The organism is Hansschlegelia sp. (assembly GCF_035538955.1).
In the GTDB taxonomy this organism is placed as follows: domain Bacteria; phylum Pseudomonadota; class Alphaproteobacteria; order Rhizobiales; family Methylopilaceae; genus Methylopila.
The window spans coordinates 41,314-63,003 of record NZ_DATLJK010000008.1; the positions used below are offsets into that span (position 1 = coordinate 41,314).

The 21,690-nt window shown below is 68.6% G+C and carries 25 protein-coding genes; 15 read left to right on the forward strand and 10 right to left on the reverse strand.

What is annotated here, in order from left to right; translation table 11 throughout:
* The first annotated feature begins 2 nt into the window (after positions 1–2).
* Entirely contained in the window at positions 3–713 is a 711-nt protein-coding gene (locus VM780_RS03395) for a response regulator transcription factor (protein WP_325445138.1), read from the forward strand.
* Positions 710–2,050, forward strand: a complete 1,341-nt coding sequence (locus tag VM780_RS03400) for an ATP-binding protein (protein WP_325445140.1) — start codon at positions 710–712, stop codon at positions 2,048–2,050. The genes VM780_RS03395 and VM780_RS03400 overlap by 4 nt, the downstream gene beginning before the upstream one ends.
* Before the next feature lie 125 nt (positions 2,051–2,175).
* Here the strand turns inward: VM780_RS03400 and VM780_RS03405 are convergent, their stop codons facing one another.
* From VM780_RS03405 to VM780_RS03425, 5 genes are all read right to left on the reverse strand, one after another.
* On the reverse strand, positions 2,176–2,532 hold the full coding sequence (locus VM780_RS03405) for a tRNA-binding protein (RefSeq protein WP_325445142.1): 357 nt from the start codon (positions 2,530–2,532) through the stop codon (positions 2,176–2,178).
* Positions 2,529–3,284 carry a TetR/AcrR family transcriptional regulator gene (locus VM780_RS03410; protein WP_325445144.1) on the reverse strand — a complete coding sequence of 252 codons (756 nt, stop codon included), beginning with the start codon at positions 3,282–3,284 and terminating at the stop codon, positions 2,529–2,531. The genes VM780_RS03405 and VM780_RS03410 overlap by 4 nt, the downstream gene beginning before the upstream one ends.
* Positions 3,285–3,356: 72 nt before the next feature.
* Entirely contained in the window at positions 3,357–4,196 is an 840-nt protein-coding gene (proC, locus tag VM780_RS03415; RefSeq protein WP_325445146.1) for a pyrroline-5-carboxylate reductase, read from the reverse strand.
* 16 nt (positions 4,197–4,212) lie between these two features.
* Entirely contained in the window at positions 4,213–4,713 is a 501-nt protein-coding gene (locus tag VM780_RS03420; RefSeq protein ID WP_325445148.1) for a YbjN domain-containing protein, read from the reverse strand.
* A gap of 189 nt (positions 4,714–4,902) precedes the next feature.
* Positions 4,903–5,247, reverse strand: a complete 345-nt coding sequence (locus VM780_RS03425) for an accessory factor UbiK family protein (protein WP_325445150.1) — start codon at positions 5,245–5,247, stop codon at positions 4,903–4,905.
* A gap of 163 nt (positions 5,248–5,410) precedes the next feature.
* Between VM780_RS03425 and VM780_RS03430 the strand changes: the two genes are divergently transcribed.
* The gene (locus VM780_RS03430) at positions 5,411–7,294 is read left to right on the forward strand and encodes a cation:proton antiporter (protein WP_325445152.1); all 1,884 of its coding nucleotides are present in this window, start codon (positions 5,411–5,413) and stop codon (positions 7,292–7,294) included.
* Here VM780_RS03430 and VM780_RS03435 read toward each other — a convergent pair.
* Positions 7,291–8,337 (reverse strand): DUF1176 domain-containing protein, encoded by a 1,047-nt coding sequence (locus tag VM780_RS03435; RefSeq protein ID WP_325445154.1) that lies wholly within the window; start codon positions 8,335–8,337, stop codon positions 7,291–7,293. The two genes, VM780_RS03430 and VM780_RS03435, sit on opposite strands and share 4 nt — an antisense overlap.
* Before the next feature lie 154 nt (positions 8,338–8,491).
* Between VM780_RS03435 and lgt the strand changes: the two genes are divergently transcribed.
* From lgt to VM780_RS03485, 10 genes are all read left to right on the forward strand, one after another.
* Positions 8,492–9,310 (forward strand): prolipoprotein diacylglyceryl transferase, encoded by an 819-nt coding sequence (gene lgt / locus VM780_RS03440; protein WP_325445156.1) that lies wholly within the window; start codon positions 8,492–8,494, stop codon positions 9,308–9,310.
* Positions 9,307–10,401 carry a class I SAM-dependent methyltransferase gene (locus VM780_RS03445; RefSeq protein WP_325445158.1) on the forward strand — a complete coding sequence of 365 codons (1,095 nt, stop codon included), beginning with the start codon at positions 9,307–9,309 and terminating at the stop codon, positions 10,399–10,401. The genes lgt and VM780_RS03445 overlap by 4 nt, the downstream gene beginning before the upstream one ends.
* A gap of 11 nt (positions 10,402–10,412) precedes the next feature.
* A complete protein-coding gene (gene pgeF / locus VM780_RS03450) occupies positions 10,413–11,222 on the forward strand; it encodes a peptidoglycan editing factor PgeF (protein ID WP_325445160.1) in 810 nt (269 codons plus the stop codon).
* Between the two features lie 68 nt (positions 11,223–11,290).
* Positions 11,291–11,686, forward strand: a complete 396-nt coding sequence (locus tag VM780_RS03455) for a group II truncated hemoglobin (RefSeq protein WP_325445162.1) — start codon at positions 11,291–11,293, stop codon at positions 11,684–11,686.
* A gap of 163 nt (positions 11,687–11,849) precedes the next feature.
* Positions 11,850–12,782 carry a ribose-phosphate pyrophosphokinase gene (locus VM780_RS03460; protein WP_325445164.1) on the forward strand — a complete coding sequence of 311 codons (933 nt, stop codon included), beginning with the start codon at positions 11,850–11,852 and terminating at the stop codon, positions 12,780–12,782.
* A 136-nt stretch (positions 12,783–12,918) separates the two neighbouring features.
* Complete coding sequence (locus VM780_RS03465) at positions 12,919–13,587, forward strand: 50S ribosomal protein L25/general stress protein Ctc (protein ID WP_325445166.1); 669 nt, start codon at positions 12,919–12,921, stop codon at positions 13,585–13,587.
* 24 nt (positions 13,588–13,611) lie between these two features.
* Positions 13,612–14,220, forward strand: coding sequence for an aminoacyl-tRNA hydrolase (gene pth / locus VM780_RS03470; RefSeq protein WP_325445168.1), 609 nt, complete (start codon positions 13,612–13,614; stop codon positions 14,218–14,220).
* 54 nt (positions 14,221–14,274) lie between these two features.
* Positions 14,275–15,372: a redox-regulated ATPase YchF gene (gene ychF, locus VM780_RS03475; protein WP_325445170.1), complete on the forward strand. Its 1,098-nt coding sequence runs from the start codon at positions 14,275–14,277 to the stop codon at positions 15,370–15,372.
* Between the two features lie 37 nt (positions 15,373–15,409).
* Complete coding sequence (locus VM780_RS03480) at positions 15,410–15,874, forward strand: MaoC family dehydratase (RefSeq protein ID WP_325445172.1); 465 nt, start codon at positions 15,410–15,412, stop codon at positions 15,872–15,874.
* Entirely contained in the window at positions 15,874–16,347 is a 474-nt protein-coding gene (locus VM780_RS03485; RefSeq protein WP_325445174.1) for a MaoC family dehydratase, read from the forward strand. The genes VM780_RS03480 and VM780_RS03485 overlap by 1 nt, the downstream gene beginning before the upstream one ends.
* Positions 16,348–16,362: 15 nt before the next feature.
* Here VM780_RS03485 and VM780_RS03490 read toward each other — a convergent pair whose 3' ends face one another.
* The 4 genes from VM780_RS03490 to petA form a co-directional block, all read right to left on the reverse strand.
* Complete coding sequence (locus tag VM780_RS03490) at positions 16,363–17,235, reverse strand: S-methyl-5'-thioadenosine phosphorylase (RefSeq protein WP_325445562.1); 873 nt, start codon at positions 17,233–17,235, stop codon at positions 16,363–16,365.
* 72 nt (positions 17,236–17,307) lie between these two features.
* Entirely contained in the window at positions 17,308–18,168 is an 861-nt protein-coding gene (locus VM780_RS03495; RefSeq protein ID WP_414652775.1) for a cytochrome c1, read from the reverse strand.
* Positions 18,169–18,197: 29 nt separating this feature from the next.
* The gene (locus VM780_RS03500) at positions 18,198–19,481 is read right to left on the reverse strand and encodes a cytochrome b/b6 (RefSeq protein WP_325445176.1); all 1,284 of its coding nucleotides are present in this window, start codon (positions 19,479–19,481) and stop codon (positions 18,198–18,200) included.
* 46 nt (positions 19,482–19,527) lie between these two features.
* Positions 19,528–20,091 carry a ubiquinol-cytochrome c reductase iron-sulfur subunit gene (gene petA, locus VM780_RS03505; protein ID WP_325445178.1) on the reverse strand — a complete coding sequence of 188 codons (564 nt, stop codon included), beginning with the start codon at positions 20,089–20,091 and terminating at the stop codon, positions 19,528–19,530.
* Positions 20,092–20,302: 211 nt separating this feature from the next.
* On the opposite strand from petA, the gene VM780_RS03510 reads away from it, so the two are divergent.
* Both VM780_RS03510 and hemF read left to right on the forward strand, forming a co-directional pair.
* Entirely contained in the window at positions 20,303–20,776 is a 474-nt protein-coding gene (locus VM780_RS03510) for a tRNA (cytidine(34)-2'-O)-methyltransferase (RefSeq protein ID WP_325445180.1), read from the forward strand.
* Positions 20,777–20,808: 32 nt separating this feature from the next.
* Positions 20,809–21,690: an oxygen-dependent coproporphyrinogen oxidase gene (gene hemF, locus VM780_RS03515; protein ID WP_325445182.1), complete on the forward strand. Its 882-nt coding sequence runs from the start codon at positions 20,809–20,811 to the stop codon at positions 21,688–21,690.

Consider the following 21,690-nt stretch of genomic DNA (forward strand, 5'->3'; position numbering starts at 1 on the left):
CGGTGACGGCAGCGGAGCTCAGGCCGATCGCGGACGACGCAGCGCATCTGCTGGTCGTTGACGACGACTCCCGGATCAGATCGCTGCTGCACAAATTTCTGACCACGAACGGCTACCGGGTCACCACCGCCTCTTCCGCAAGCGAGGCGCGGCTGAAGCTCGACTCGCTGTCCTTCGACCTGCTCGTGCTCGACGTGATGATGCCCGGCGAAAACGGCCTCGACCTCGCCCGCGCGGTGCGGGCGCGCTCGGCCGTTCCGATCCTGATGCTCACGGCCCGTTCCGAGGCCGAGGACCGCATCGCGGGCCTGGAGACCGGCGCGGACGATTATCTGGTCAAGCCGTTTAACCCGCGGGAGTTGCTGCTGCGGGTCGGCGGCATCCTGCGCCGCGCCGGTCCGGCGACGCCCGGCTCTGCTCCGGAGGTGCGCTTCGGCCCGTTCGCCTTCCATCGCGGCCGGGGCGAGCTGAAACGCGGCGACGAGGTCGTGCGGCTCACCGACCGGGAGCGCGACCTGCTCGCCGCGCTCGCCGAGCGCCCCGGCCAGACGGTGCCGCGGGCGGCCATCGCGGGCGACGACGCCGCGCCGGGCGACCGCGCGGTCGACGTGGTGGTCACGCGGCTCCGCCGCAAAATCGAAGCCGACCCGACAAACCCGATCCTGCTGCAGACCGTGCGGGGGCTCGGCTACCGGCTGCTCGCCGACGAATGAGCAGGAAGACCGGCTTCATAGGCTGGCTTCGCCGGCGGGCGCCCCGCGGGCTCTACACGCAATCGCTGATCATCATCATCGCCCCTATGGTGCTGCTTCAGGGCGTGGTGGCGTTCGTGTTTCTGGAGCGGCACTACGAGCTCGTCACCAAAAGGCTCTCCTCCGCCGTCAGCCGCGACATCGCCGCGCTCGTCGACCTCCACCAGTCTAAGTCCACGCCGGTGAGCGACGCCGAGATCGTCCGGATCGCCCGGGAGCGGTTGTCGCTGCAGGTCGAGTTTCTTCCGCCCCAGGCGCTGCCCCCGCCTCTGCCGCGGCCGTTCTTCTCGATTCTCGATGAGCGCCTGTCGGGAGAGATCGCCGACGACATCAAGCTGCCGTTCTGGATCGACACCGTCGGCCGCTCGAACTTCGTCGAGATCCGCATCCAGCTCGGCGACGCCGTGATGAAGGTGCTGGCGCGGCGCAACCAGACCTACGCCTCGAACAGCCACATCTTCCTGATCTGGATGGTGGGCGCATCGCTCGTGCTGCTGGCCGTTGCGATCTACTTCCTGCGCGCGCAGCTGAGGCCGATCCTCGCGCTTTCGGAAGCGGCCGAGAGCTTCGGCAAAGGCAGGGCCGCGCCCGACTTCCGGCCGCGCGGCGCGCGCGAGATCAGGCTGGCGGCGGAATCCTTCATCGACATGCGCGACCGGATCGAGCGCGCGATGGAGCAGCGCACCACGATGCTCGCGGGCGTCAGCCATGACCTCCGCACCATCCTGACGCGCTTCCGGCTGCAGCTCGCGCTGCTCGATGACTCGCCCGAGGTCGAGGACCTCAACCGCGACGTCGAGGAGATGTCGCGGATGCTGGAAGGCTATCTGGCGTTCATGAGGGGAGACGCAGGCGAGCCCGCCTCGCCGACCGACATCCCGCAGATGCTGCAGGACCTGAAGCGCGCGGCCGAGACTTCCGGGGTCACCGCCACCGTCGAGAGCCACGGCGAGAGCATGGCGATCGTCCGTCCCGACGCGTTCCGGCGCTGCCTGCAGAACCTCGTCGCCAACGCCGCGCGCTACGCCAAGCGGATCGCGATCGTCGCCGTTCATGACGGCCGTCGGCTCGAGGTGCGGATCGACGACGATGGTCCGGGCATTCCTCCGGAGAAGCGCGAGGAGGTGTTCCGGCCGTTCCTGCGGCTCGACGAGTCGCGCAACCAGGATGACGGCCACGGCGCCTCAGGTCTCGGCCTCGCGATCACGCGCGACATCGCTCGCAGCCATGGCGGCGACGTGACGCTCGAAGCAAGCCCGCTCGGCGGCCTCAGGGCCGTGGTGCGGGTGCCGGCGTAGCTCGGCCCGCGCGCTGATCTCGTTTGGTTTGAAATCAGCTTCCAGGACGCAGGCTCGGCGTCCCGTCGTGTTCAGGGATAAGAGAGCCGACGAGGCCGCCGTCGGCAGCGGGCTGGGGCTCGGGTTCAGAACATCCGGCCGCCGTCGGGCACGACCTGGGTCGGCGCGAGCAGCACCACTTCGCCGGCGGCGTCCGGGACGCCGAGCGTCAGCACCTCGGACATGAACTTGCCGATCTGGCGCGGCGGAAAGTTCACCACCGCCACGACCTGGCGCCCGACCAGTTCCTGAGGCTCGTAGTGGCGGGTGATCTGGGCCGAGGAGCGCTTGACCCCGATCTCCGGACCAAAATCGATCCTGAGCTTGATCGCAGGCTTGCGGGCCTCGGGGTAAGGCTCGGCCTCGACGACCGTCCCTACCCTGACGTCGACCTTGAGGAAGTCGTCGAACCCGATCTGCGGCGCGACAGACGCATCGCTCACGCGGCGGAGGCCATGTCGTCGCCGCCGCCATGGTCGCGCGGGCGGCGCGGGTCGCGGCCGAGAATACGGTCGAGCGCGGAGCGCAGCGGAGCTGTCAGGCGGCCGAGATCATCGGCCCGCTGCGCCCAGCGTTCGGCCTTCCGCAGCTCTTCGTCGAGCGCCTTCATGGTCTCCGGCAGACCCTGCTCCCGATCGTTGAGGAAGGTGTCGAAGACGCGCGCCATCACCAGCACCAGTCCCTGCGCGCGCGCGGCGCCGATTGGTCCCGCCTCGTTGATCCCGGCGGCTGCGAGCATCCATTGCATCGACGAGACCGCGACCTGGTTCAGCGCGCTTGCCCCCAGCGGGTCGGTCCTCAGTCCGTCCCGCACCGCGCGCAGCGCCTCGCGCTGCGGAGCCATGGCCTCGAAGCGGCGCATCAGCACGTCGAACAGCCGCTCGCGCGCAGGCTCGCCCACCATGTCGCGCATGTCGTGCGACAGCACGTCGAGGTCGATCTTCCGCAGATAGCCAGCGAGGATCGCACCCTTCGAAGGGAAGGAGGAGCGCAGTTCCGCGAGCGATACGCCGGCGCGCTGAGAAACCTCATAGAGGCCGATCTCGGTCCAGCTCTTCTCACGGAGCAGCGCAAAAAGCGCGTCCACGATCTTATCGCGCGGGTCCGCAGGGGCTGCCGGCCTGGCAGGGCTCAGAACGTCGGGACCAGGCTCGTTCGCGCCGGGCGTGGCGCCCGCATTGAGATCGGCCGCCATGGAATTGTCTCCTCGGCTCAGGGGTCGCGCCTTGCAAGATAGGGCCGAACCCGGCCCGCATCCAAGGCCGCGTCAGCCGGCGAGTTCGCGCGAGCGCCGCGTCGCCGCGGCGACCGCCCGCTCCATCAGCGGCGCAAGCCCGTTCTCGTCCATCAGAACTTCGAGCGCGGCGGCCGTGGTGCCGTTGGGGGAGGTCACGTTCTTCCGGAGAATCTCGGGCGGCTCGGCGGAGCGGGCGAGCAGCTCGCCTGCGCCCTCGACCGTCTTGCGGGCGAGCGTCTCGGCGAGCTCCGCCGGCAACCCGGCCGCGACGCCCGCCTTCGCCAGCGCCTCGACGAGAAGAAACACGTAAGCGGGACCGGAACCCGAGACGCCGGTGACGGCGTCGATCAGCCCTTCGTCCTTGACCCAGACGACGTCGCCCACCGCCCGCAGCAGCCGGTCCGCGAGATCGCGCTGCTCCGGCCGGACATCCGCCCCGGCGACGCAGCCCGTGACGCCGCGCCCGACCGCAGCCGGCGTGTTCGGCATCGCGCGCACCAGCGCCTGGCCCTTGGGAAATCCAGCGGACAGAGTGGCGAGCGTGGTTCCGGCGAGCACCGAGACGACGACCGTGTCGGGCCCGGCGAAGGTCGCCGCCGCCGGCAGCGCGCCCTGCGCCATCTGCGGCTTCACCGCCAGCAGGATGGCCGCCGGATTCGAAAGCTCGCCCGGCTGGGGGCCGAGCCGGACGCCCGCGCGCTTCAGGCGCTCGACTGAAAATTCCGGAAGCGCGGGATCGATGACGAACACGCTCGACGGATCAAGCCCGCACGCGAGCCAGCCCTCGAGCAGCGCGCCGCCCATTCGGCCGGCGCCGATCAGCAGAACCGGGCCGCCCGCGTCGAGCGGCCCGGAGCAATCCGCGTTCAAGAGAACCCTGAGGTCGTCACGCCTCCCCCACCGTCTCGAAGGCCACCACCTCCATGGCCTCCTTGGCGCTCTTGCCGGCCCACAGAACGAACTGGAAGGCCTGGTAGTGGCGCTCGCAGGATTCGATCGCAGCCTCGAGCAGAGCCTCGCATTGCGGCGCGCTCGCCTCGGCTCCTCCGGACAGCAGCAGCGAGTGGCGATAGGCCACCACGCCCTCCTGGCTCCACAGGTCGAAATGGCCGAGCCACATCTGCTCGTTGACGAGCGTCAGCAGTTGCAGAACCTCCGTCTTCCGGCGATCGGGAACCTTGAGATCGAAGGCGCAGGCGAGGTGAAGGGACTCCAGATCGCTCATCCACGTGAACGACACGTGGTAGTCGGTCCATGCGCCGTCGACGGAGATCGTGATCTCGTCGTCGCCCGACCGGTCGAACACCCAGTCGTTCAACGTCGCGATACGTTCGATCGTGTCGACAGGATGCCCCTGGCGATCAGCGTCCACGTCGATGAGAGCCATGAGCTCCTCCCCGGGTGAGGCCCGCCTTGAACGGGCGTGGGAACGACGTCGCGCGTGACGGACGCGCCGCAGTGCGCGGCTCGCCAACCGCGACTCCGGACCCCGGAAAATCTCCGGCGATTCGAGCCGCCTTTTTCAGTATATGGCGCCTGTCGCGGCGCTGCACACAGGCTATAGCGCGGCGGGGGATCATTCCCCTACCGCGTCGTCGAAGCCTTTGGGCGCTCCGACCGGCGCGGGCTCCGGCGCGTCCTCGCCGAAAACCCTTTCGGCCTCCGAAACGCCTGCGCCGAGGCGCGCCTCGAGCGCGGCGACGCGCTCCGCCAGCGCCTCATTCTCCTCACGGGCGCGGCTCGCCATCGCCCGAACGGCCTCGAACTCGTCGCGACGCACGAGATCGAGGTCCGAGAGGATCCGTGACGCCTGCTGCCGCACGACCGTCTCGACCTCGCGCCGCAGGCCGGAAGCCATGCCGGCGGCGTCGGTCATCAGCCGTCCGATCTCATCGAACATGCGCCCGCGGGGCTCGGTCATGAGGCATCCTCTCTGTTCTTCCGAGATGTGGCCCGTCCTGGGCCTGCGATCAAGCCGCGCCCTCTACGACAAGTTGAATTGACGGACCGACGGGCCGGATATCCGCCGGCGACGCTATGACTTAGAACGGCGGTTCCCGCAGCCTGCAAGGACTCCTGAGCCGATGCCGCACGCGACCCCGCTGATCTCGACCATCGTGGCGGGGCTTGTTCTGGCGTTCGTTTTCGGGGCGATCGCGCATCGCCTGCGGCTGCCGCCTCTGGTCGGGTATCTGTTCGCTGGGGTGCTGGTCGGTCCGCACACGCCAGGCTACGTCGCCGACCAGAGTCTTGCGCCGGAGCTCGCCGAGATCGGCGTCATCCTGCTGATGTTCGGCGTCGGCCTGCACTTCTCGCTCAAGGATTTGATGTCGGTCCGCGGCATCGCGATCCCGGGCGCGATCGTGCAGATGGCGGCCGCGACCGGGCTTGGCTGCGGGCTCGCCTGGCTGCTCGGCTGGCCGGCCGGCGGCGGACTGGTGTTCGGCCTCGCGCTCTCGGTCGCCTCGACGGTCGTGCTGCTGAAGGCCCTGCAGGACCGTCGCCTGCTCGACAGCGAGAGAGGCAAGATCGCCGTCGGATGGCTGATCGTCGAAGACCTCGCGATGGTGCTCGCGCTGGTGCTGATTCCGGCGCTCGCCGGACCCTCGGACCAGGCCCCGGAGCCACTCGCCGCGGCGGTGAGCGAGGCGCTCGGCGTCCAGCTCGGCATGGCCGGCGTGGTCGGCCTGACCCTGCTCAAGGTGGCGGTGTTCGTTGGCTTGATGCTCGTGGTCGGACGGCGCCTGATCCCCGCCGTGCTCCACCGCATCGCCCACAGCGGCTCGCGCGAGCTGTTCCGGCTCGGCGTGCTGGCGATTGCGCTGGGCGTCGCCTTCGGCTCCTCCGCGCTGTTCGGCGTGTCGCTCGCGCTCGGCGCCTTCTTCGCCGGCATGGTGCTTGCGGAAAGCGAGCTCAGCCACCGCGCCGCGCAGGAGAGCCTGCCGCTGCGCGACGCCTTCGCCGTGCTGTTCTTCGTCTCCGTCGGGATGCTGTTCGACCCGTCGATCATCCTGCGCGAGCCCTGGAGCGTCACGGCGGTGGTGTTCATCATCGTCATCGGCAAATCGATTGCAGCCTTCCTGATCGTGCTCGCCTTCCGCGGCACGGTGTCGGCGGCGCTGACGATTTCGGCGAGCCTCGCCCAGATCGGCGAATTCTCTTTCATCCTCGCCGAGCTGGGCGTCGGACTTAAAGTTCTGCCTGAAGCCGGGCGCGACCTCATCCTCGCTGGCGCGTTGATCTCCATCGTCCTGAACCCGCTGGCGTTCTTCGCGGCCGAGCGGCTCCGATCGCGTATCGAGGCGCTCATCGGGCGCAGACAACCGAAGCCGGCGGCGCCCGAAGCGCCTCAGCCGGCCGCCGCCACGCCCTCGCCGCTCGAGGCGGCGGCCGCGCCCACCGCCCAGGATCGTGGTGCCTCGGCCACGCCGGAATTCGCCGCGGACGAAGGCGCGCCGCACCCCACCGCGCTCGCCGACCATGTCGTGCTGGTCGGCTTCGGCCGCGTCGGCGGGGCGGTCGGCGCGGGGCTCGCGGAGAGCGGCGCGCGCTTCCTTGTCATCGAGGATTCCGAGAAGCCGCTGGCCGCGCTACGCGAGCGCGGCGTCGAAACGATCGTCGGCAACGGCGCGGACCCCCAGGTGCTTGCGCTGACGAACCTGTCGCAGGCGCAGGCGCTCGTGGTGGCGATCCCGGAGGCGTTCGAGGCCGGCCAGACGGTCGAGCAGGCGCGCGCCCTGAACCCGAACCTGAAGATCATCGCGCGCGCCCATTCCGACGCCGAGGTCGAGCACCTCATGAAGCTCGGCGCCGACGAGGTGGTGATGGGCGAGCGCGAGATCGCCCGCGGCATGATGCGCCTCTTGGCCATCCGCCCCGAGGCGAGGCCAGCAGGAACGACGCCGGCCGCGACGTCCGAACCTGGAGCCGGTCAGAGCTCGACTGACGCGGCGCCGTCAGCCGCCTAATCGGCCGGGACGAGGTCCGCTCGGTAAAGCGCCGGCCAATCCTCGGACGGCACGCCGCGGCAGTCCTCGAAGCGGGACAGGCTGGCGAGCCGGAAGGTCGAGCCGTCCCACGCCCAGGCGGTCGCCTCGCCGCAATCGCCGAGCCCGCGTCCCTTGGCGAGCGCGTTGAGCGTCAGGCGATCGTCCGAAAGATAAGGATTGGTGAGTTCCGCCGGATCGTCCGGCGTCTCGCCAGGCGCCACAAAATTCCCCAGCGCTGCGCCCTTCGGCCCCGCGATCCACATCCGGAAGCCGAAATTGTAAGCCGCCTGGTAGGAGCAGACGCCCCACAGCGTCCTTCCGCCCGACAGCCGCACCGCCACGGGATCGGCGTCGCGGCAGTCGTCCTCGGTCGCCTTCGCGACGCCCGCCGGCAGCGCACCCGGCCGGTCGACCGGCGCCATCGCGACGGCCTTGATCTCCGGCGCATGCGGAGCGGCCGGGACCGCGCTCGCCGCCGCGGCGCCCGTTTTTATCAGCGCCGTGACGCCGCCCACCCGGTCCTGCCGGTCGTCCATGAACAGCAGCCCGGCGGCCGAGCCCGCAAGCGAGACGTTGAACGAGCCCGAAGCCTTGCCGCCATCGTTCAGCGTGAGCGTCAGGGTCTTCGCCTGCTTGAGCGCCGTCACGAATGCGCGCGCCTTGCCCGCCGGCAGCGCGGCCGTGACATAGGAGCCGCTCGCGGCCCCTTGAAGGACCGGGACGCCCGCCACGGGCGCGCCGTCGAGCGTGAGCGAAAGGCTCGGCGCGGCCGGCGCGGCGTCAGGCAGGACGCTGAACGCGACCGTCGGCTCATCGGCGCCCGCCGCTCCGCGGGAGATCTTCAGATAGGCGTTGTCTTCACCCTGCGGCGAAAGGCCGAGCGCGACGCAGGAGCGGAGGTTGTCGCAACCGACCACCCAGTCCTTGAAGCTCTGCAGCGGGCCCGCCTCCTGCCCCGCCGCGGGAGCGGCCGCCGTCGCGACTCCAACCGCAAGCGCCGCCAGCAATCCGCCTCGCGTCATGATCCGCCTCCATGAACGCGTCTGGATGACTCCTCCGGGGTTTGGGAACCGTGAATCCGGGCGGAGAAAGCGAGCGGTCCGGAGCGCTCGACGAGCCTCGGCTTGACGCCCCGACCGGCTTCGACCATCACGCGCCGGTCTCCCGGAGCGTCCGATGCCGCTGTTCGCGATCGCCTATCCGATGATCGACCCGGTCGCGCTTCAGGTCGGGCCGCTCGCGATCCGCTGGTACGCGCTCGCCTATATCGCCGGGCTGCTGATCGGCTGGTGGCTCGCGAAGCGCATCGCTGGCAGGGACGCGTTCTGGGGCTCGACCACGCATCCGAAGCCTCTCGACGTCGACGATCTGATCGTCTGGGTGGCCTTCGGGGTCATCCTCGGCGGCCGCATCGGCTACGTGCTGTTCTACGACTTCGAGGTCTATGCCGAGGCGCCGCTCGAGGCGCTGAAGATCTGGCGCGGCGGCATGAGCTTTCATGGCGGCCTGCTCGGCGCGGGCCTCGCGCTGGCGCTGTTCGCCCGTTCGCGGAAACTGCCGGTGCTGCCGGCCTTCGACCTCGCGGCCGCGGTCACGCCGATCGGGCTGTTCTTCGGCCGCATCGCGAACTTCATCAATGGCGAGCTGTTTGGCCGCGTCAGCGACGTGCCCTGGGCGATGGCGTTCCCGAATGGAGGCCCGGAGCCGCGCCATCCGAGCCAGCTCTACCAGGCGGCGCTTGAAGGGGTCTGCCTGTTCGTCCTGGTCCAGATCCTCGTGCGCTCGGGCGCGCTGAAGCGGCCGGGCCTCGTCACCGGGGCCTTTGTGGCGGGTTACGCGGTGGCGCGCATCATCGGGGAAGAGTTCCGCCAGCCGGACGCGCAGATCGGGTTCCTGGCGGGCGGCCTCACCATGGGGATGCTGCTGTCGCTCCCCATGCTGCTCGCCGGCCTCGCGCTGGTCGCCGTGGCTTGGAAGCGACCAGCGGCCGCATGACGGCGCTCGAGCGGGAGATCATCGAGCTCATCGGCCATGAGGGCCCGATCAGCGTCGCCCGCTACATGGCGCTCTGCCTCGGCCACCCCACGCGGGGCTACTACGCGACGCGAGACCCGTTCGGCGCGCGCGGCGATTTCATCACCGCGCCCGAGATCAGCCAGATGTTCGGCGAGCTGATCGGCCTCTGGTGCGCCGAGGTCTGGCGCCAGATGGGCGCGCCCGCCCGGATCGCGCTGGTCGAGCTCGGCCCCGGCCGCGGGACGCTGATGAACGACCTTCTCCGCGCCGCAAAGGCGCTGCCCGAGTTCCGGAGCGCCATCGAGCTCACGCTGGTCGAGACCAGCCCGACCCTGAGCAAGGTTCAGGCGCGGACGCTTGCGGGCGCCGGGGTCCCGTTGCGCTGGGTCACGGCTGTCGAGGAAGCGCTCGAGCCGCCCCTGCCCACCCTCGTCATCGCCAACGAGTTCTTTGACGCGCTTCCCATCCGGCAGTTCGTCCGGACTTCTGCCGGCTGGCGCGAGCGGCTGGTCGGGCTGTCCGGCGAAGGAGCGCTGGCTTTCGTCCTGGCGGACGCTGCGCCTGCGGACATGCGGCTTCCGGAGCGACCAGCCGGCGCAGTTCTGGAAGCCTGCCCCGACGGCATCGCGATCGCCGCCCGGATCGGCCGCCACCTCGCCGCCCATCGGGGAGCGGCGCTCGCCATCGACTATGGCGCGGCGGGGACCGGCGGCGACACGCTGCAGGCGGTCCGGGCCCATGGCTTCGCCGATCCGCTCTCCGCGCCCGGCGAGGCGGATCTCACGGCGCATGTGGATTTTGGGGCGCTCGCGCGCGCCGCCGCAGCCGCCGGCGCAGGGGTCATGGAGCTGCTGCCGCAGGCGGATTTTCTTGAGCGCCTTGGGCTAGAGCAACGCGCGGCCCGGCTCGCCTCGGCCGCCACGGAGGAGCAGCGCGCCGCGATCGCCGCGGCGGCCGCCCGTCTGACGGACCGAACGCCGACCGGCATGGGCGCGCTGTTCAAGGCGCTCGCCTTCGCCGATCCTCGGCTCGGACCGCTGCCGGGATTCGCGGAATCCAACGCCACGTGAAGGAGCCGACCATGACCGACGCCGCCTTGAGCGAGCCGAGCGCGGACGCCGCGGTCTTCGTGCAGTCGCAGAAGCTCGCTGGGCTGCCGGGCGTTCGTCACGCCTTCTTCACCCGACAGGGCGGCGTGTCGGCCGGGCTCTACGCCAGCCTCAATGGCGGCCTCGGGTCGAATGACGATCCGGCCGCCGTGCGGGAGAACCGGCGTCGAATGACGGCGGCGCTCGGCCTCGCCCCCGACCGGCTGGCGGTGCCGTGGCAGGTGCACTCGGCGGAGGCGGTCGTCGCCGTCGGCCCGTGGTCGCGCGACGAGGCCCCGCATGTCGATGCGGTCGTCACCGCGACCTCTGGCCTCGCGGTCGCGGTGACGGTCGCGGATTGCGGACCGATCCTGTTCGCCGATCCGAAGGCGGGGGTGGTCGCGGCCGCGCATGCGGGCTGGAAGGGCGCGATCGGAGGCGTGCTGGAGGCGACGCTCGCCCGCATGGAAGAACTCGGCGCGAACCGCCGGAACGTCACGGCGGCGCTCGGCCCCTGCATCCGACAGCCGAGCTACGAGGTGGGTCCCGAATTCGCCGCCCGCTTCACCGCCGCCGATCCGGAGAACGCGCGGTTCTTCGCGCCGTCTGACCGGCCCGGACACGCCCTGTTCGACCTCGGGGGCTACGTGACGGGTCGTCTCGCCGCGGCGGGCGTCGGCGGCGTCGACGACCTCGGCCTCGACACCTACTCGGACGAAGCGCGCTTCTTCAGCTTCCGCCGCGCGACCCACCGGGCAGAGCCGGATTACGGTCGGCTGATCGCCGCCATCGCGCTCGTCTGAGATCAAGTTTCTTTACAAGAAACTAGTTTTCTCTACGATGCGTGCGATCTCAGCCGATCGACGCCGCCATGAGCAAGCTTCCCGCCACCGTCTACGAACAACTTGGTGGCGACGAGTCCGTTCGCAGGATCGTCGAGGCCTTCTACGACATCGTGGAGACCGATCCGATCGGCAAGCCGGTGCACGACCTGCACCTCGACGGCTTTGGGATCGCGCATCTGCGGCAGGCGCAGTTCGAGTTTCTGTGCGGCTTCTTCGGCGGGCCACGATATTACGTCGAGCGGTTCGGTCACTCGAACGTCAGGAAGATGCACGAGCACGTCGCGATCGGCCGGACAGAGGCCGACGCCTGGCTCGTCTGCATGACGAAGGCGCTGGAGGTCGCCGAGATACCGGCGGAGATCGCCGCGCGGATCATGCGGACCTTCGAGACCACGGCCAACGTTCTCATCAACCGGCCCTGAAGCTCGTAACTATGTCGACAGTTTTTCCCGCGCCAGGCCCCAAGGGCGCGGGCTGCGGCGCGCCTCATGTTGAGACCGTTCTGAATCGCTGTTAAGAGCGCAGCGCCCTTCGAGGCTCCCGCGCCGTCACGGCCGCGGGACGCGGAACTTCAGGACACGTGGCATGAAGGTCGTCGCCGGCAACTCCAACCGCGCGCTCGCCGAGGCGGTCGCCGCCTATCTCGCGACGCCGCTGACGCGCTGCAACGTACGGCGTTTCGCGGACATGGAAGTGTTCGTCGAGATCTTGGAGAACGTGCGCGGCGAGGACGTCTTCGTCGTCCAGTCGACCTCGTTCCCGGCGAACGATCACCTGATGGAGCTCCTGATCATCATCGATGCGCTGAGGCGGTCGTCGGCCCGGCGCATCACGGCGGTGATGCCCTATTTCGGCTACGCCCGGCAGGACCGCCGCGCCGCCGGCCGCACGCCGATCTCGGCCAAGCTCGTCGCCAACATGATCACCCAGGCCGGCGCCGACCGCGTGCTGACGCTCGACCTCCACGCCGGGCAGATCCAGGGCTTCTTCGACATCCCGACCGACAATCTGTTCGCCGCGCCTGTCATGGTGCGGGACATCAAGGAGCGCCTGCCGACGGACAACGTCATGGTGGTGTCTCCGGACGTCGGCGGCGTGGTGCGCGCGCGCGCCATCGCCAAGCGGATCGACGCCCAGCTCGCGATCGTCGACAAGCGCCGCGAGCGCGCCGGCGAGAGCGAGGTGATGAACATCATCGGCGAGGTCGAAGGCCGCTCCTGCATCCTGGTCGACGACATCGTCGATTCCGGCGGCACCCTGGTGAACGCGGCGGATGCGCTGCTCGCCCAGGGCGCAAAGGAGGTCTACGCCTACCTCACGCATGGCGTGCTTTCCGGCGGCGCCGTGGCGCGCGTCACCGCCTCCCGCATCAAGGAGATGGTGATCACCGACTCGATCCAGCCGACCGAGGCGGTGCGGGTCGCCAAGAACATCCGCACGGTCTCGATCGCCACGCTGATCGGCGAAGCGATCGCCCGCACCTCGTCCGAGGAATCGGTCTCGAGCCTGTTCGACTGACGCTCGGCGCAGGCGCGCTGATTGTCTTGGGGCGCGTTTTGGGCTAAGGGCTCGCGCGCGGCGTCCCACACCCCTGGAGGGGTTCGCCGCGGCAGGCCGCTCGTCGCGAGCGGCCATTTCATTTCGGAGAACGGAAATGACTGCGACCAAGGCCCTGAAGGCGGTCGCGCGCGAGAAGGCCGGCAAGGGGGCCGCCCGCGCGCTTCGCCGCGAAGGCAAGATTCCAGCCGTCATCTATGGCGGGAAGAAGCCTCCTGTCGCCATCGCGCTCGATGGCCATGAGATGTTCCGCCTGCTGCACGCCGGCGGCTTCAAGACCACCGTGTTCGAGATCGACACCGGCGCCGGCGTCGAGCGGGCGATCCCGCGCGACTACCAGCGCGACGTCGTCAAGGATACGCTGCTGCACGTCGACTTCTTCCGCGTCTCGGCCACCAGCAAGGTCCATGTCGACGTGCCGGTGCACTTCGTCAACGAGGACAAGGCGCCCGGCCTCAAGCGCGGCGGCGTGCTGAACATCGTCCGCCACGCCGTCGAGGTGACGACCGATGTCGGCCATCTGCCGGAGCATATCGAGGTCGATCTCTCGGGCCTCAACATCGGCGACAGCCTGCACGCCTCCGCGGTGAAGCTGCCGGAAGGCGTGCGCTTCGCGATCGAGGACCGCGATTTCACGATCGCGACGATCGCCGCTCCGACCGTTCCGGTCGAGGCTGAGGAGCCGGCCGAGGCTGAGACTGAAGCCGCGGCCGAGCCTGAAGGCGAGGCGGAAGCCGGCGAAGGCGAGACGCCCGCCGAGGGCTGACCGAAGCTGCCGGAGCCACTTCCAATGCTGCTCCTGGTCGGCCTCGGCAATCCGGGGCCGAAATACGCGAAGAACCGGCACAATATCGGCTTCATGGCCGTCGACCGGATCGCCGCCCGCCATGGCTTCGGCCCTTGGCGGGCGCGCTTTCAGGCGGACGTCGCGGAGGGCGCGATCGCCGGCGTCAAGGCGCTGCTCATGAAGCCGCGCACCTACATGAACGAGAGCGGCCGGGCCGTCGCGGAAGCGGCGCGCTTTTACAAGACGGCGCTCGCCGACGTGATCGCCTTTCACGACGAACTCGACCTCGCTCCGGGCAAGCTCCGGGTGAAAGTCGGCGGCGGCAACGCCGGCCACAACGGCCTGCGCTCGATCACCGCCCACATGGGCAACGACTACAAACGCGTGCGGCTGGGCATCGGCCATCCTGGCCGGGACGCGGTGCTCTCTTACGTCCTGAACGATTTCAGCAAGTCGGAGCAGCCTTGGGTGGACGCGCTGACCGACGCCGTGGCCGAGGCGGCCGACCTCCTGGCGCGGGGCGAGGACGAGAGCTTCCAGAACAAGGTCCATCTCCGGATGGAGGCCGCCGGCTTCGCCAGTCCGCCAAGGATCGGCGAGGCTCGCGCATGATCTTCGGCGCGTGCTAGAAGCCGGCCGATCTCTCGAACGTCACGAGCGAGTTCCATGGGTTTCAAATGCGGCATCGTCGGCCTGCCGAACGTCGGCAAGTCGACGCTTTTCAACGCGCTCACGCAGACCGCCGCCGCGCAGGCCGCGAATTATCCGTTCTGCACGATCGAGCCGAATGTCGGCGAGGTCGCGGTTCCTGATCCGCGCCTGACGGAGCTCGCGGCGATCGCGAAGTCCGCCCAGATCATCCCGACACGGCTGACCTTCGTGGACATCGCAGGCCTTGTTCGCGGCGCCTCAAAGGGCGAAGGCCTCGGCAACCAGTTCCTCGCCCACATCCGCGAAGTGGACGCGATCGCCTACGTGCTGCGCTGCTTTGAAGACGACGACATCACCCATGTCGAGGGCCGGATCGACCCGCTGTCCGACGCCGAGACGGTCGAGACCGAACTGATGATCGCCGATCTCGAAAGCCTCGAGAAGCGCGTCGTCGGGTTGGAGAAGCGCGCCCGCGGCGGCGACAAGGAGGCCAAGGAGCAGCTCGACCTGGTCAACCGGGTGCTGCCGCTGCTGCGCGACGGCAAGCCCGCCCGGCTCGCGAAGATCTCGGACGACGAGCGCGCGGCCTTCGCGGCCCTCAATCTGCTGACCTCGAAGCCGGTCCTCTATGTCGCGAATGTCGACGAAGGCTCGGCCGGGACCGGCAACGCCTATTCGGCCACCGTGGAGGCGCGCGCCAAGGAGGAAGGCGCGGTCGCCGTTGTGATCTCGGCCAAGATCGAAAGCGAGATCGCCACGCTGCCGCCGGAGGAGCGCGCCGAGTATCTCGACGCGCTCGGACTGCACGAGACCGGCCTCGACCGCCTGATCAACGCCGGCTACCAGCTGCTCGGCCTCGTCACCTATTTCACCGTGGGGCCCAAGGAGGCGCGCGCCTGGACGATCGAGCGCGGCACGAGGGCGCCGCAAGCGGCCGGCGTGATCCATTCCGATTTCGAGAAAGGCTTCATCCGCTCCGAGACGATCTCCTTTGCCGATTATGTCGCGCTCAAGGGCGAGACCGGGGCGAAGGAGGCCGGCAAAATGCGGCTCGAAGGCAAGGACTACGTGGTCGCCGACGGCGACGTGCTGCACTTCCGGTTCGCGAACTAGCAGCGGCCGTCGGAGCCGTCGGTCTGCGGAGAACGAGATGGCCGAACCGCTTCTGACCTTCGAGGATTTCGCCCCGGGCGAAGTCGCCGAATATGGCGACTGGCTGGTCGACCGCGACGACATGCTGGCCTTCGCGCGCGAATACGATCCGCAGCCGATGCACCTCTTCGAAGAGGCCGCGCGCGAGAGCATGCTTGGCGGCCTGATCGCGTCGGGCTGGTACACGATCGCCCTGCTGATGCGGATCAACTGCGATCACATGCTGCTGCACGCGGCTTCCCTGGGGGCGCCGGGCGTCGAGTCGGTCGAATGGCTGGCCCCGGTCCGGGCCGGCGACCGGCTGCGGGTCCGGCGCACGACGCTCGCGACCCGGCCTTCGAAGTCCCGGCCCGAGATGGGCTTCGTCACCTTCGCCTTCGACGTCATCAATCAGGACGGCGTGGTCGCGATGCGCCAGGTCAACCCGGTCATGCTCGGCCGCCGCGACCGGAGCGCCGCCTGATGCATCTCGAAGATTATGCGGTGGGCGACAAGGCCGAACTCGGCTCGCACCTGTTCACCGCCGAGGACATCATCCGCTTCGCGTCGAAATACGATCCGCAGCCCTTTCACCTCTCCGAGGAGGGCGGCCGCGCCGGACCGTTCAAGCGGCTCGCCGCTTCCGGCTGGCAGACCTGCTCCATCTGGATGAAGTTGCTGGTCGGCTTTCAGACGCGGCTCGCGCAAGAGCGCATGGCGGCCGGGCTGCCGGTCGGCCGCGTCGGCCCCTCCCCGGGCTTCTCCGATCTGAGCTGGAAGCGTCCGGTCTACGCCGGCGACACGATCACCTATTTCAGCGAGGTGCTGGAAGCGCGGGCGAGCGATTCGCGCCCTGGCTGGGGCGTGCTTCGCGCCCGCAATTCCGCGGTGAACCAGGATGGCGCCGAAGTTCTGGAGTTCACCAGCGTGGTGCTGGTGGAGCGCCGCCCGGCCTGAACCTGCCGTCCGGCCTCAGGCCAGAACACGCCCGGCGACGGCGTCGAGCTTGGCGAGCAGAGCCGGATCGCGATGCTCGGGCGCGGTGACGATCGCGAAATCCAGCGCCCGGTCCGAGCCGACCGGGCACGGCTCATGCGCCTTGGAGAAATCGGCGGCCAGACGCGCGATCAGCCGGCGCGCGACCGCGCCGTTCTCCCGCATCACCTCGAGGATCTCCGCCACGCCCACGCCCTCCTCGTGCGGCCGCCAGGCGTCGTAGTCCGTCACCATCGCGACGCTCGCATAGGCGATCTCCGCCTCGCGGGCGAGCTTGGCTTCCGGCATGTTGGTCATGCCCACGACCGACGCGCCCATCGCCTTGTAGGCGAGCGATTCCGCCCGGGTGGAGAACTGCGGGCCTTCCATGCACACATAGGTCCCGCCGACGAAGTGCCGCGCGCCGGTCGCGGCCGCCGCGTTCGCGAGCCGCGCGACCAGGTTCGGCGAAACCGGGTCTGAAAACGCCACATGTGCGACGCACCCGGCGCCGAAGAACGAGGTCTCGCGGCGGAACGTGCGGTCGATGAACTGGTCGACAAGCACGAACGTCCCAGGCGCCAGCTCCTCGCGGTAGGAGCCGCACGCAGAAAGCGACACCAGATCCGTGACGCCCGCGCGCTTCAGCACGTCGATATTGGCGCGGTAGTTGATGTCCGAAGGCGAAAGACGGTGCCCCGCGCCATGGCGCGGCATGAACACGACACGCGTCTCGCCGAGCCACCCTTCCTTCGGCGGCGCGGAGGGGGCGCCCCAGGGGCTGGCGATCTCCAGCTCCCGGACCCGGGTCAGCTCTGCGAGGTCATAGACGCCGGAGCCGCCGATGATGCCGAGCGTCGCCTGCATGATGTCCGCCCCCGAACATGGCAACGGCGGACCGCGGGGCCCGCCGTTCCTAAATGCCTGTTCTGGCTTACCAGATCAGTGAGCCGCGGCCCACACCCGCCGCTTCGTGAAGTACAGCAGGCCGGCGAACACGATCAGGAAGAACATCACCACCAGCCCGAGCCGCTTGCGCGCCACGAGATGCGGCTCCGCGGCCCACACCAGAAACGCCGAGACGTCCCGGCTGTACTGCTCGACCGTGGTCGGCGTTCCATCCGTGTACTCGACCTGACCATCCTGGATCGGCTTGGGCATCGCGATCCAGTGACCGGGGAAGTACTCGTTGTAGTGCAGGTTCGACTGAGCCGGCTTTTGGCCCTCCGGCGGATCCTCATAGCCGTTGAGCACGGCGTGGATGTAGTCCGGCCCCTGCTCCTGGTACTGGGTGAAGATGTCGAACACGAACCACGGGAAGCCGCGCTCATAGGTGCGCGCCTTGGCGAGCGTCGACATGTCCGGCGGATGCGCCCCGCCATTGGCGGCGCGCGCCGCCTGCTCGTTCGGGAACGGAGACGGGAAGTAGTCCGACAGCCGCCCTGGGCGCTCGAACATGTCGCCCTGGTCGTTCGGGCCGTCCTTGATCTTGTATTCCTCGGCGATGGCCTTGGCCTGCGCTTCCGAAAAGCCGGGGCCGCCCTCCTCCGCGAGGTTGCGGAAGGCGACCATCGAGAGCGAGTGGCAGTTCGAACAGACTTCGCGATAGACCTTGAAGCCGCGCTGGAGCTGCGCCGGGTCGAAATTGCCCATCGGGCCTGAGAACGACCACTTCTCGCGCGGCGGCTGAACCTGCTCCGAGGCGGACGCCCCGGCGCCGAGCCCGGCGAGCGTCAGCCCGACGCCCATGACCAGCGCGGCGGCGCGGACCGTGCGCGCGGCGAAACCGGCGTTCATGCTCATCCCCGTGATCCGCTCCGACATCGCCGCGCTCAACTCCGGGCCCCCGTAGCCGGAGCCGCAAGCCCCGGATTGCCCGGCGCCGAACCGCGCGCGACGCTCAGCACCGAGTCTGCGATCGACGGCGGCAGCGGCCTGGTTTTCTCGAAGAAGCCGAGCAGCGGCAGAATGATCAGGAAGTGCGCGAAGTAGTAGACCGTGCAAATCCGCGCGATCACCACATAGGCGCCCTCCGGCGGCTTCGAACCCAGCCAGCCGAGCAGGATGCAGACGCCGACGAACACCCAGAAGAACTGACGGTAGAGCGGCCGATAGTTCGCAGACCGGACCTTGGACGTGTCGAGCCATGGCAGGAACGCCAGGATCGCGACCGCCCCAAACAGGGCCATGACGCCGCCGAGCTTGGACGGGATCGCCCGCAGGATCGCGTAGAACGGAAGGAAGTACCACTCCGGCACGATGTGCGCCGGCGTCACCAGCGGGTTCGCCTCGACGTAGTTGTCCGCATGGCCGAGATAGTTCGGCGTGTAGAAGATGAACCAGGCGAACACCACCATGAAGCAGGTGACGGCGAACGCATCCTTGAGCGTGGCGTAAGGCGTGAACGGGACCGTGTCCTTGCGGATGTCCTTGACCTCGACGCCCGTCGGATTGTTCTGGCCGACATGGTGCAGCGCCCAGATGTGGAGCCCGACCACGCCGACGATCATGAACGGCAGCAGGTAGTGCAGCGCGAAGAAGCGGTTCAGCGTCGAGTTGTCGACCGAGAAGCCGCCCCACAGCCAGGTCACGATCGTCTCGCCGACGAGCGGGATGGCCGAGAACAGATTGGTGATGACGGTGGCGCCCCAGAACGACATCTGCCCCCACGGCAGCACGTAGCCCATGAAGGCGGTCGCCATCATCAGCAGCAGGATGATGACTCCGAGGATCCACAGCACTTCGCGGGGCGCCTTGTAGGAGCCGTAATACATGCCGCGGAAGATGTGGATGAACACGGCGAGGAAGAACATCGAGGCGCCGTTGGCGTGCATATAGCGCAGCAGCCAGCCGTAGTTGACGTCGCGCATGATCTTCTCGACCGACAGGAACGCGTTAGACGCGTTCGGGTCGTAGTGCATCGCCAGCACGACGCCGGTCAGGATCTGGGCGACCAGCATGACCACCAGGATGGCGCCGAACGTCCAGAAATAGTTGAGGTTGCGCGGCACCGGATAGGCGATTGCGCTGGAGTGAACCAGTCCCGCGATCGGCAGCCGGTCTTCGAGCCATCGCGCAGCCCGACTCCTCGGCTGGTACGTTGAGTGCCCTTCCATCGACGTTCCGTCCCCGAATATCGGCGTTGTTTATGATTATGAAGGTTCAGCCGATTTTGATCTTGGTGTCCGACTCGAATGCGTAGGTAGGAACCTGAAGGTTCTGCGGCGCAGGTCCATGCCGGACGCGGCCCGCGCTGTCATATTGCGAACCGTGGCAGGGGCAGAACCAGCCGCCGAAATCGCCGGCGTTGCTGGTCGGCACACAGCCGAGATGAGTGCATACGCCGACGACGATGAGCCAGTTCTCCTTGCCCTCCGCCGCGCGGTTCTCGTCGCTTGCGGGCGCGTCGGCCGGGAGGTTGTCGTTGCGCGCGACCGGATCGATCAGCTCGTCGAGCTTGACCTGCTTGGCCTCCTCGATCTGCTCCTTGGTCCGGTTCCACACAAACACGGGCTTGCCGCGCCACTTGATGGTCACGACCTGGCCTTCCGCAATCTGCGAAAGGTCGACCTCGGTCGAAGCAAGCGCGAGCGCCGCCCGGTCAGGATTCATCTGCGCGATGAAAGGCCACGCCAGAAATGCGGCGCCGGCCGCTCCCGCCGCGCCTGTCGCCAGAAACAGAAAGTCGCGTCGATTCGGATCTTGCGCGTCGTCGATCGCTGTCACACTCGTGCTCCCAGTCACGAATTCTTGTCGTCTCACGCGCCGTGTTTCGTGACCGGCTTGTCATGAGAGAAAGTCGAAACAGTCGCCGGCTTCTCGCACCCGGAAGGATCGGCTGTCCACCCTGCGGTCTTGCTTACGACACGGTGTCGCACAGATCGAGACACCATGTCGCAGCGCGGTAACACGCTCTGATTTAGGAGCCTTCGGCTCGATGCGCCTAGCGTTGTACCAACCGGACATTCCACAGAACGCCGGAACCCTGCTGCGGCTCGCAGCCTGCCTGGGGCTGGCAGCGGACATCGTGGAGCCGGCGGGTTTCCCGGTCTCGGACCGCGCGTTCCGCCGGGCCGGACTGGATTATCTCGATAAGGTCTCGATCGTCCGCCACGCGTCGTTCGGGGCGTTCGAGGTCGAGCGCCGCGCAGCCGGCGGCCGGCTCGTGCTGCTGACCACCCGCGCTGAAACCTCCTATCTCGATGCGAGCTTCAGCCCGGACGACACGTTGATGGTCGGCCGCGAATCGGCCGGGGCGCCGCCGGAGGTCCATAGCGCCGCGGATGTTCGGGTCGCGGTGCCGATGCGGCCGGACTTGCGCTCGCTCAATGTCGCGATAGCAGCGGCCATGGTTCTGTCCGAAGCGCTCCGGCAGACGGGCCAGTTTCCCTCCTGGCCGCCGCCGGCGTAGACCGCACGCACCGTGCCTGGAGACCACCCCATATGACCGCCTCGCTCGTCGACATCGCCGACCGCAAGGAGCGCGCCCGCGCCTGGTTCGAGGAACTGCGCGACAGGTTGCACGCCGCCTTCGAGGCGCTGGAGGAGGCCGGGCCCGGCGACGGCCCTGCAGGACGCTTCGAGCGGACGCCGTGGAGCCGGACCGATCACACCGGCAAACCGGGCGGCGGCGGCGTGATGGGCATGTTGAAGGGCCGCGTGTTCGAGAAGGTCGGCATTCACGTCTCGACCGTGCATGGCGAGTTCGCGCCCGAGTTCCGGAAGGACATCCCGGGCGCAATGGAGGCGCCGGACTTCTGGGCGTCCGGCATCTCGCTGATCGCGCACCCCCTCAACCCGAACGTGCCGACGGTTCACATGAACACCCGGTTCGTCGTGACGAGTCGGGCCTGGTTCGGCGGCGGAGCCGATCTCACGCCCGTACTGGACCGGCGCAGGACGCAGGAGGACCGGGACTCACAGGCGTTTCACGCCGCAATGCAGCGCGCCTGCGACGGTCACGCGGTCGCTGACTACGCCAAGTACAAGGCGTGGTGCGACGAGTATTTCTTCCTCAAGCACCGCGGCGAGGCGCGCGGCATCGGCGGCATCTTCTACGACTGGCTGGACAGCGGCGACTTCGAGGCGGACTTCGAGTTCACGCGTTCCGTCGGGGAGAAGTTCCTCGACATCTATCCGCAGATCGTCCGCGCCAACGCCGAGACGCCGTGGACGGAGCCGGACCGCGCGGAGCAGCTCGTTCGGCGGGGCCGCTATGTCGAGTTCAACCTGCTCTATGACCGCGGCACGATTTTCGGCCTGAAGACCGGCGGCAATGTCGCCTCGATCCTCTCCTCCCTGCCGCCATGTGCGGCCTGGCCCTGA

Excerpts from the sequence above, each read along its gene's own strand:
- VM780_RS03430 (WP_325445152.1), top strand. The coding sequence starts at position 5,411 with ATGCCGCACGCGACCCCGCTGATCTCGACCATCGTGGCGGGGCTTGTT.
- VM780_RS03445 (WP_325445158.1), top strand. The coding sequence starts at position 9,307 with ATGACGGCGCTCGAGCGGGAGATCATCGAGCTCATCGGCCATGAGGGC.
- VM780_RS03425 (WP_325445150.1), bottom strand. The coding sequence starts at position 5,247 with ATGACCGAGCCCCGCGGGCGCATGTTCGATGAGATCGGACGGCTGATG.
- VM780_RS03435 (WP_325445154.1), bottom strand. The coding sequence starts at position 8,337 with ATGACGCGAGGCGGATTGCTGGCGGCGCTTGCGGTTGGAGTCGCGACG.
- VM780_RS03400 (WP_325445140.1), top strand. The coding sequence starts at position 710 with ATGAGCAGGAAGACCGGCTTCATAGGCTGGCTTCGCCGGCGGGCGCCC.
- VM780_RS03460 (WP_325445164.1), top strand. The coding sequence starts at position 11,850 with ATGAAGGTCGTCGCCGGCAACTCCAACCGCGCGCTCGCCGAGGCGGTC.
- VM780_RS03480 (WP_325445172.1), top strand. The coding sequence starts at position 15,410 with ATGGCCGAACCGCTTCTGACCTTCGAGGATTTCGCCCCGGGCGAAGTC.
- VM780_RS03410 (WP_325445144.1), bottom strand. The coding sequence starts at position 3,284 with ATGGCGGCCGATCTCAATGCGGGCGCCACGCCCGGCGCGAACGAGCCT.
- VM780_RS03495 (WP_414652775.1), bottom strand. The coding sequence starts at position 18,168 with ATGAGCATGAACGCCGGTTTCGCCGCGCGCACGGTCCGCGCCGCCGCG.
- VM780_RS03420 (WP_325445148.1), bottom strand. The coding sequence starts at position 4,713 with ATGGCTCTCATCGACGTGGACGCTGATCGCCAGGGGCATCCTGTCGAC.
- pth (WP_325445168.1), top strand. The coding sequence starts at position 13,612 with ATGCTGCTCCTGGTCGGCCTCGGCAATCCGGGGCCGAAATACGCGAAG.
- hemF (WP_325445182.1), top strand. The coding sequence starts at position 20,809 with ATGACCGCCTCGCTCGTCGACATCGCCGACCGCAAGGAGCGCGCCCGC.
- VM780_RS03465 (WP_325445166.1), top strand. The coding sequence starts at position 12,919 with ATGACTGCGACCAAGGCCCTGAAGGCGGTCGCGCGCGAGAAGGCCGGC.
- VM780_RS03500 (WP_325445176.1), bottom strand. The coding sequence starts at position 19,481 with ATGGAAGGGCACTCAACGTACCAGCCGAGGAGTCGGGCTGCGCGATGG.
- pgeF (WP_325445160.1), top strand. The coding sequence starts at position 10,413 with ATGACCGACGCCGCCTTGAGCGAGCCGAGCGCGGACGCCGCGGTCTTC.
- VM780_RS03510 (WP_325445180.1), top strand. The coding sequence starts at position 20,303 with ATGCGCCTAGCGTTGTACCAACCGGACATTCCACAGAACGCCGGAACC.
- lgt (WP_325445156.1), top strand. The coding sequence starts at position 8,492 with ATGCCGCTGTTCGCGATCGCCTATCCGATGATCGACCCGGTCGCGCTT.
- ychF (WP_325445170.1), top strand. The coding sequence starts at position 14,275 with ATGGGTTTCAAATGCGGCATCGTCGGCCTGCCGAACGTCGGCAAGTCG.
- VM780_RS03485 (WP_325445174.1), top strand. The coding sequence starts at position 15,874 with ATGCATCTCGAAGATTATGCGGTGGGCGACAAGGCCGAACTCGGCTCG.
- VM780_RS03455 (WP_325445162.1), top strand. The coding sequence starts at position 11,291 with ATGAGCAAGCTTCCCGCCACCGTCTACGAACAACTTGGTGGCGACGAG.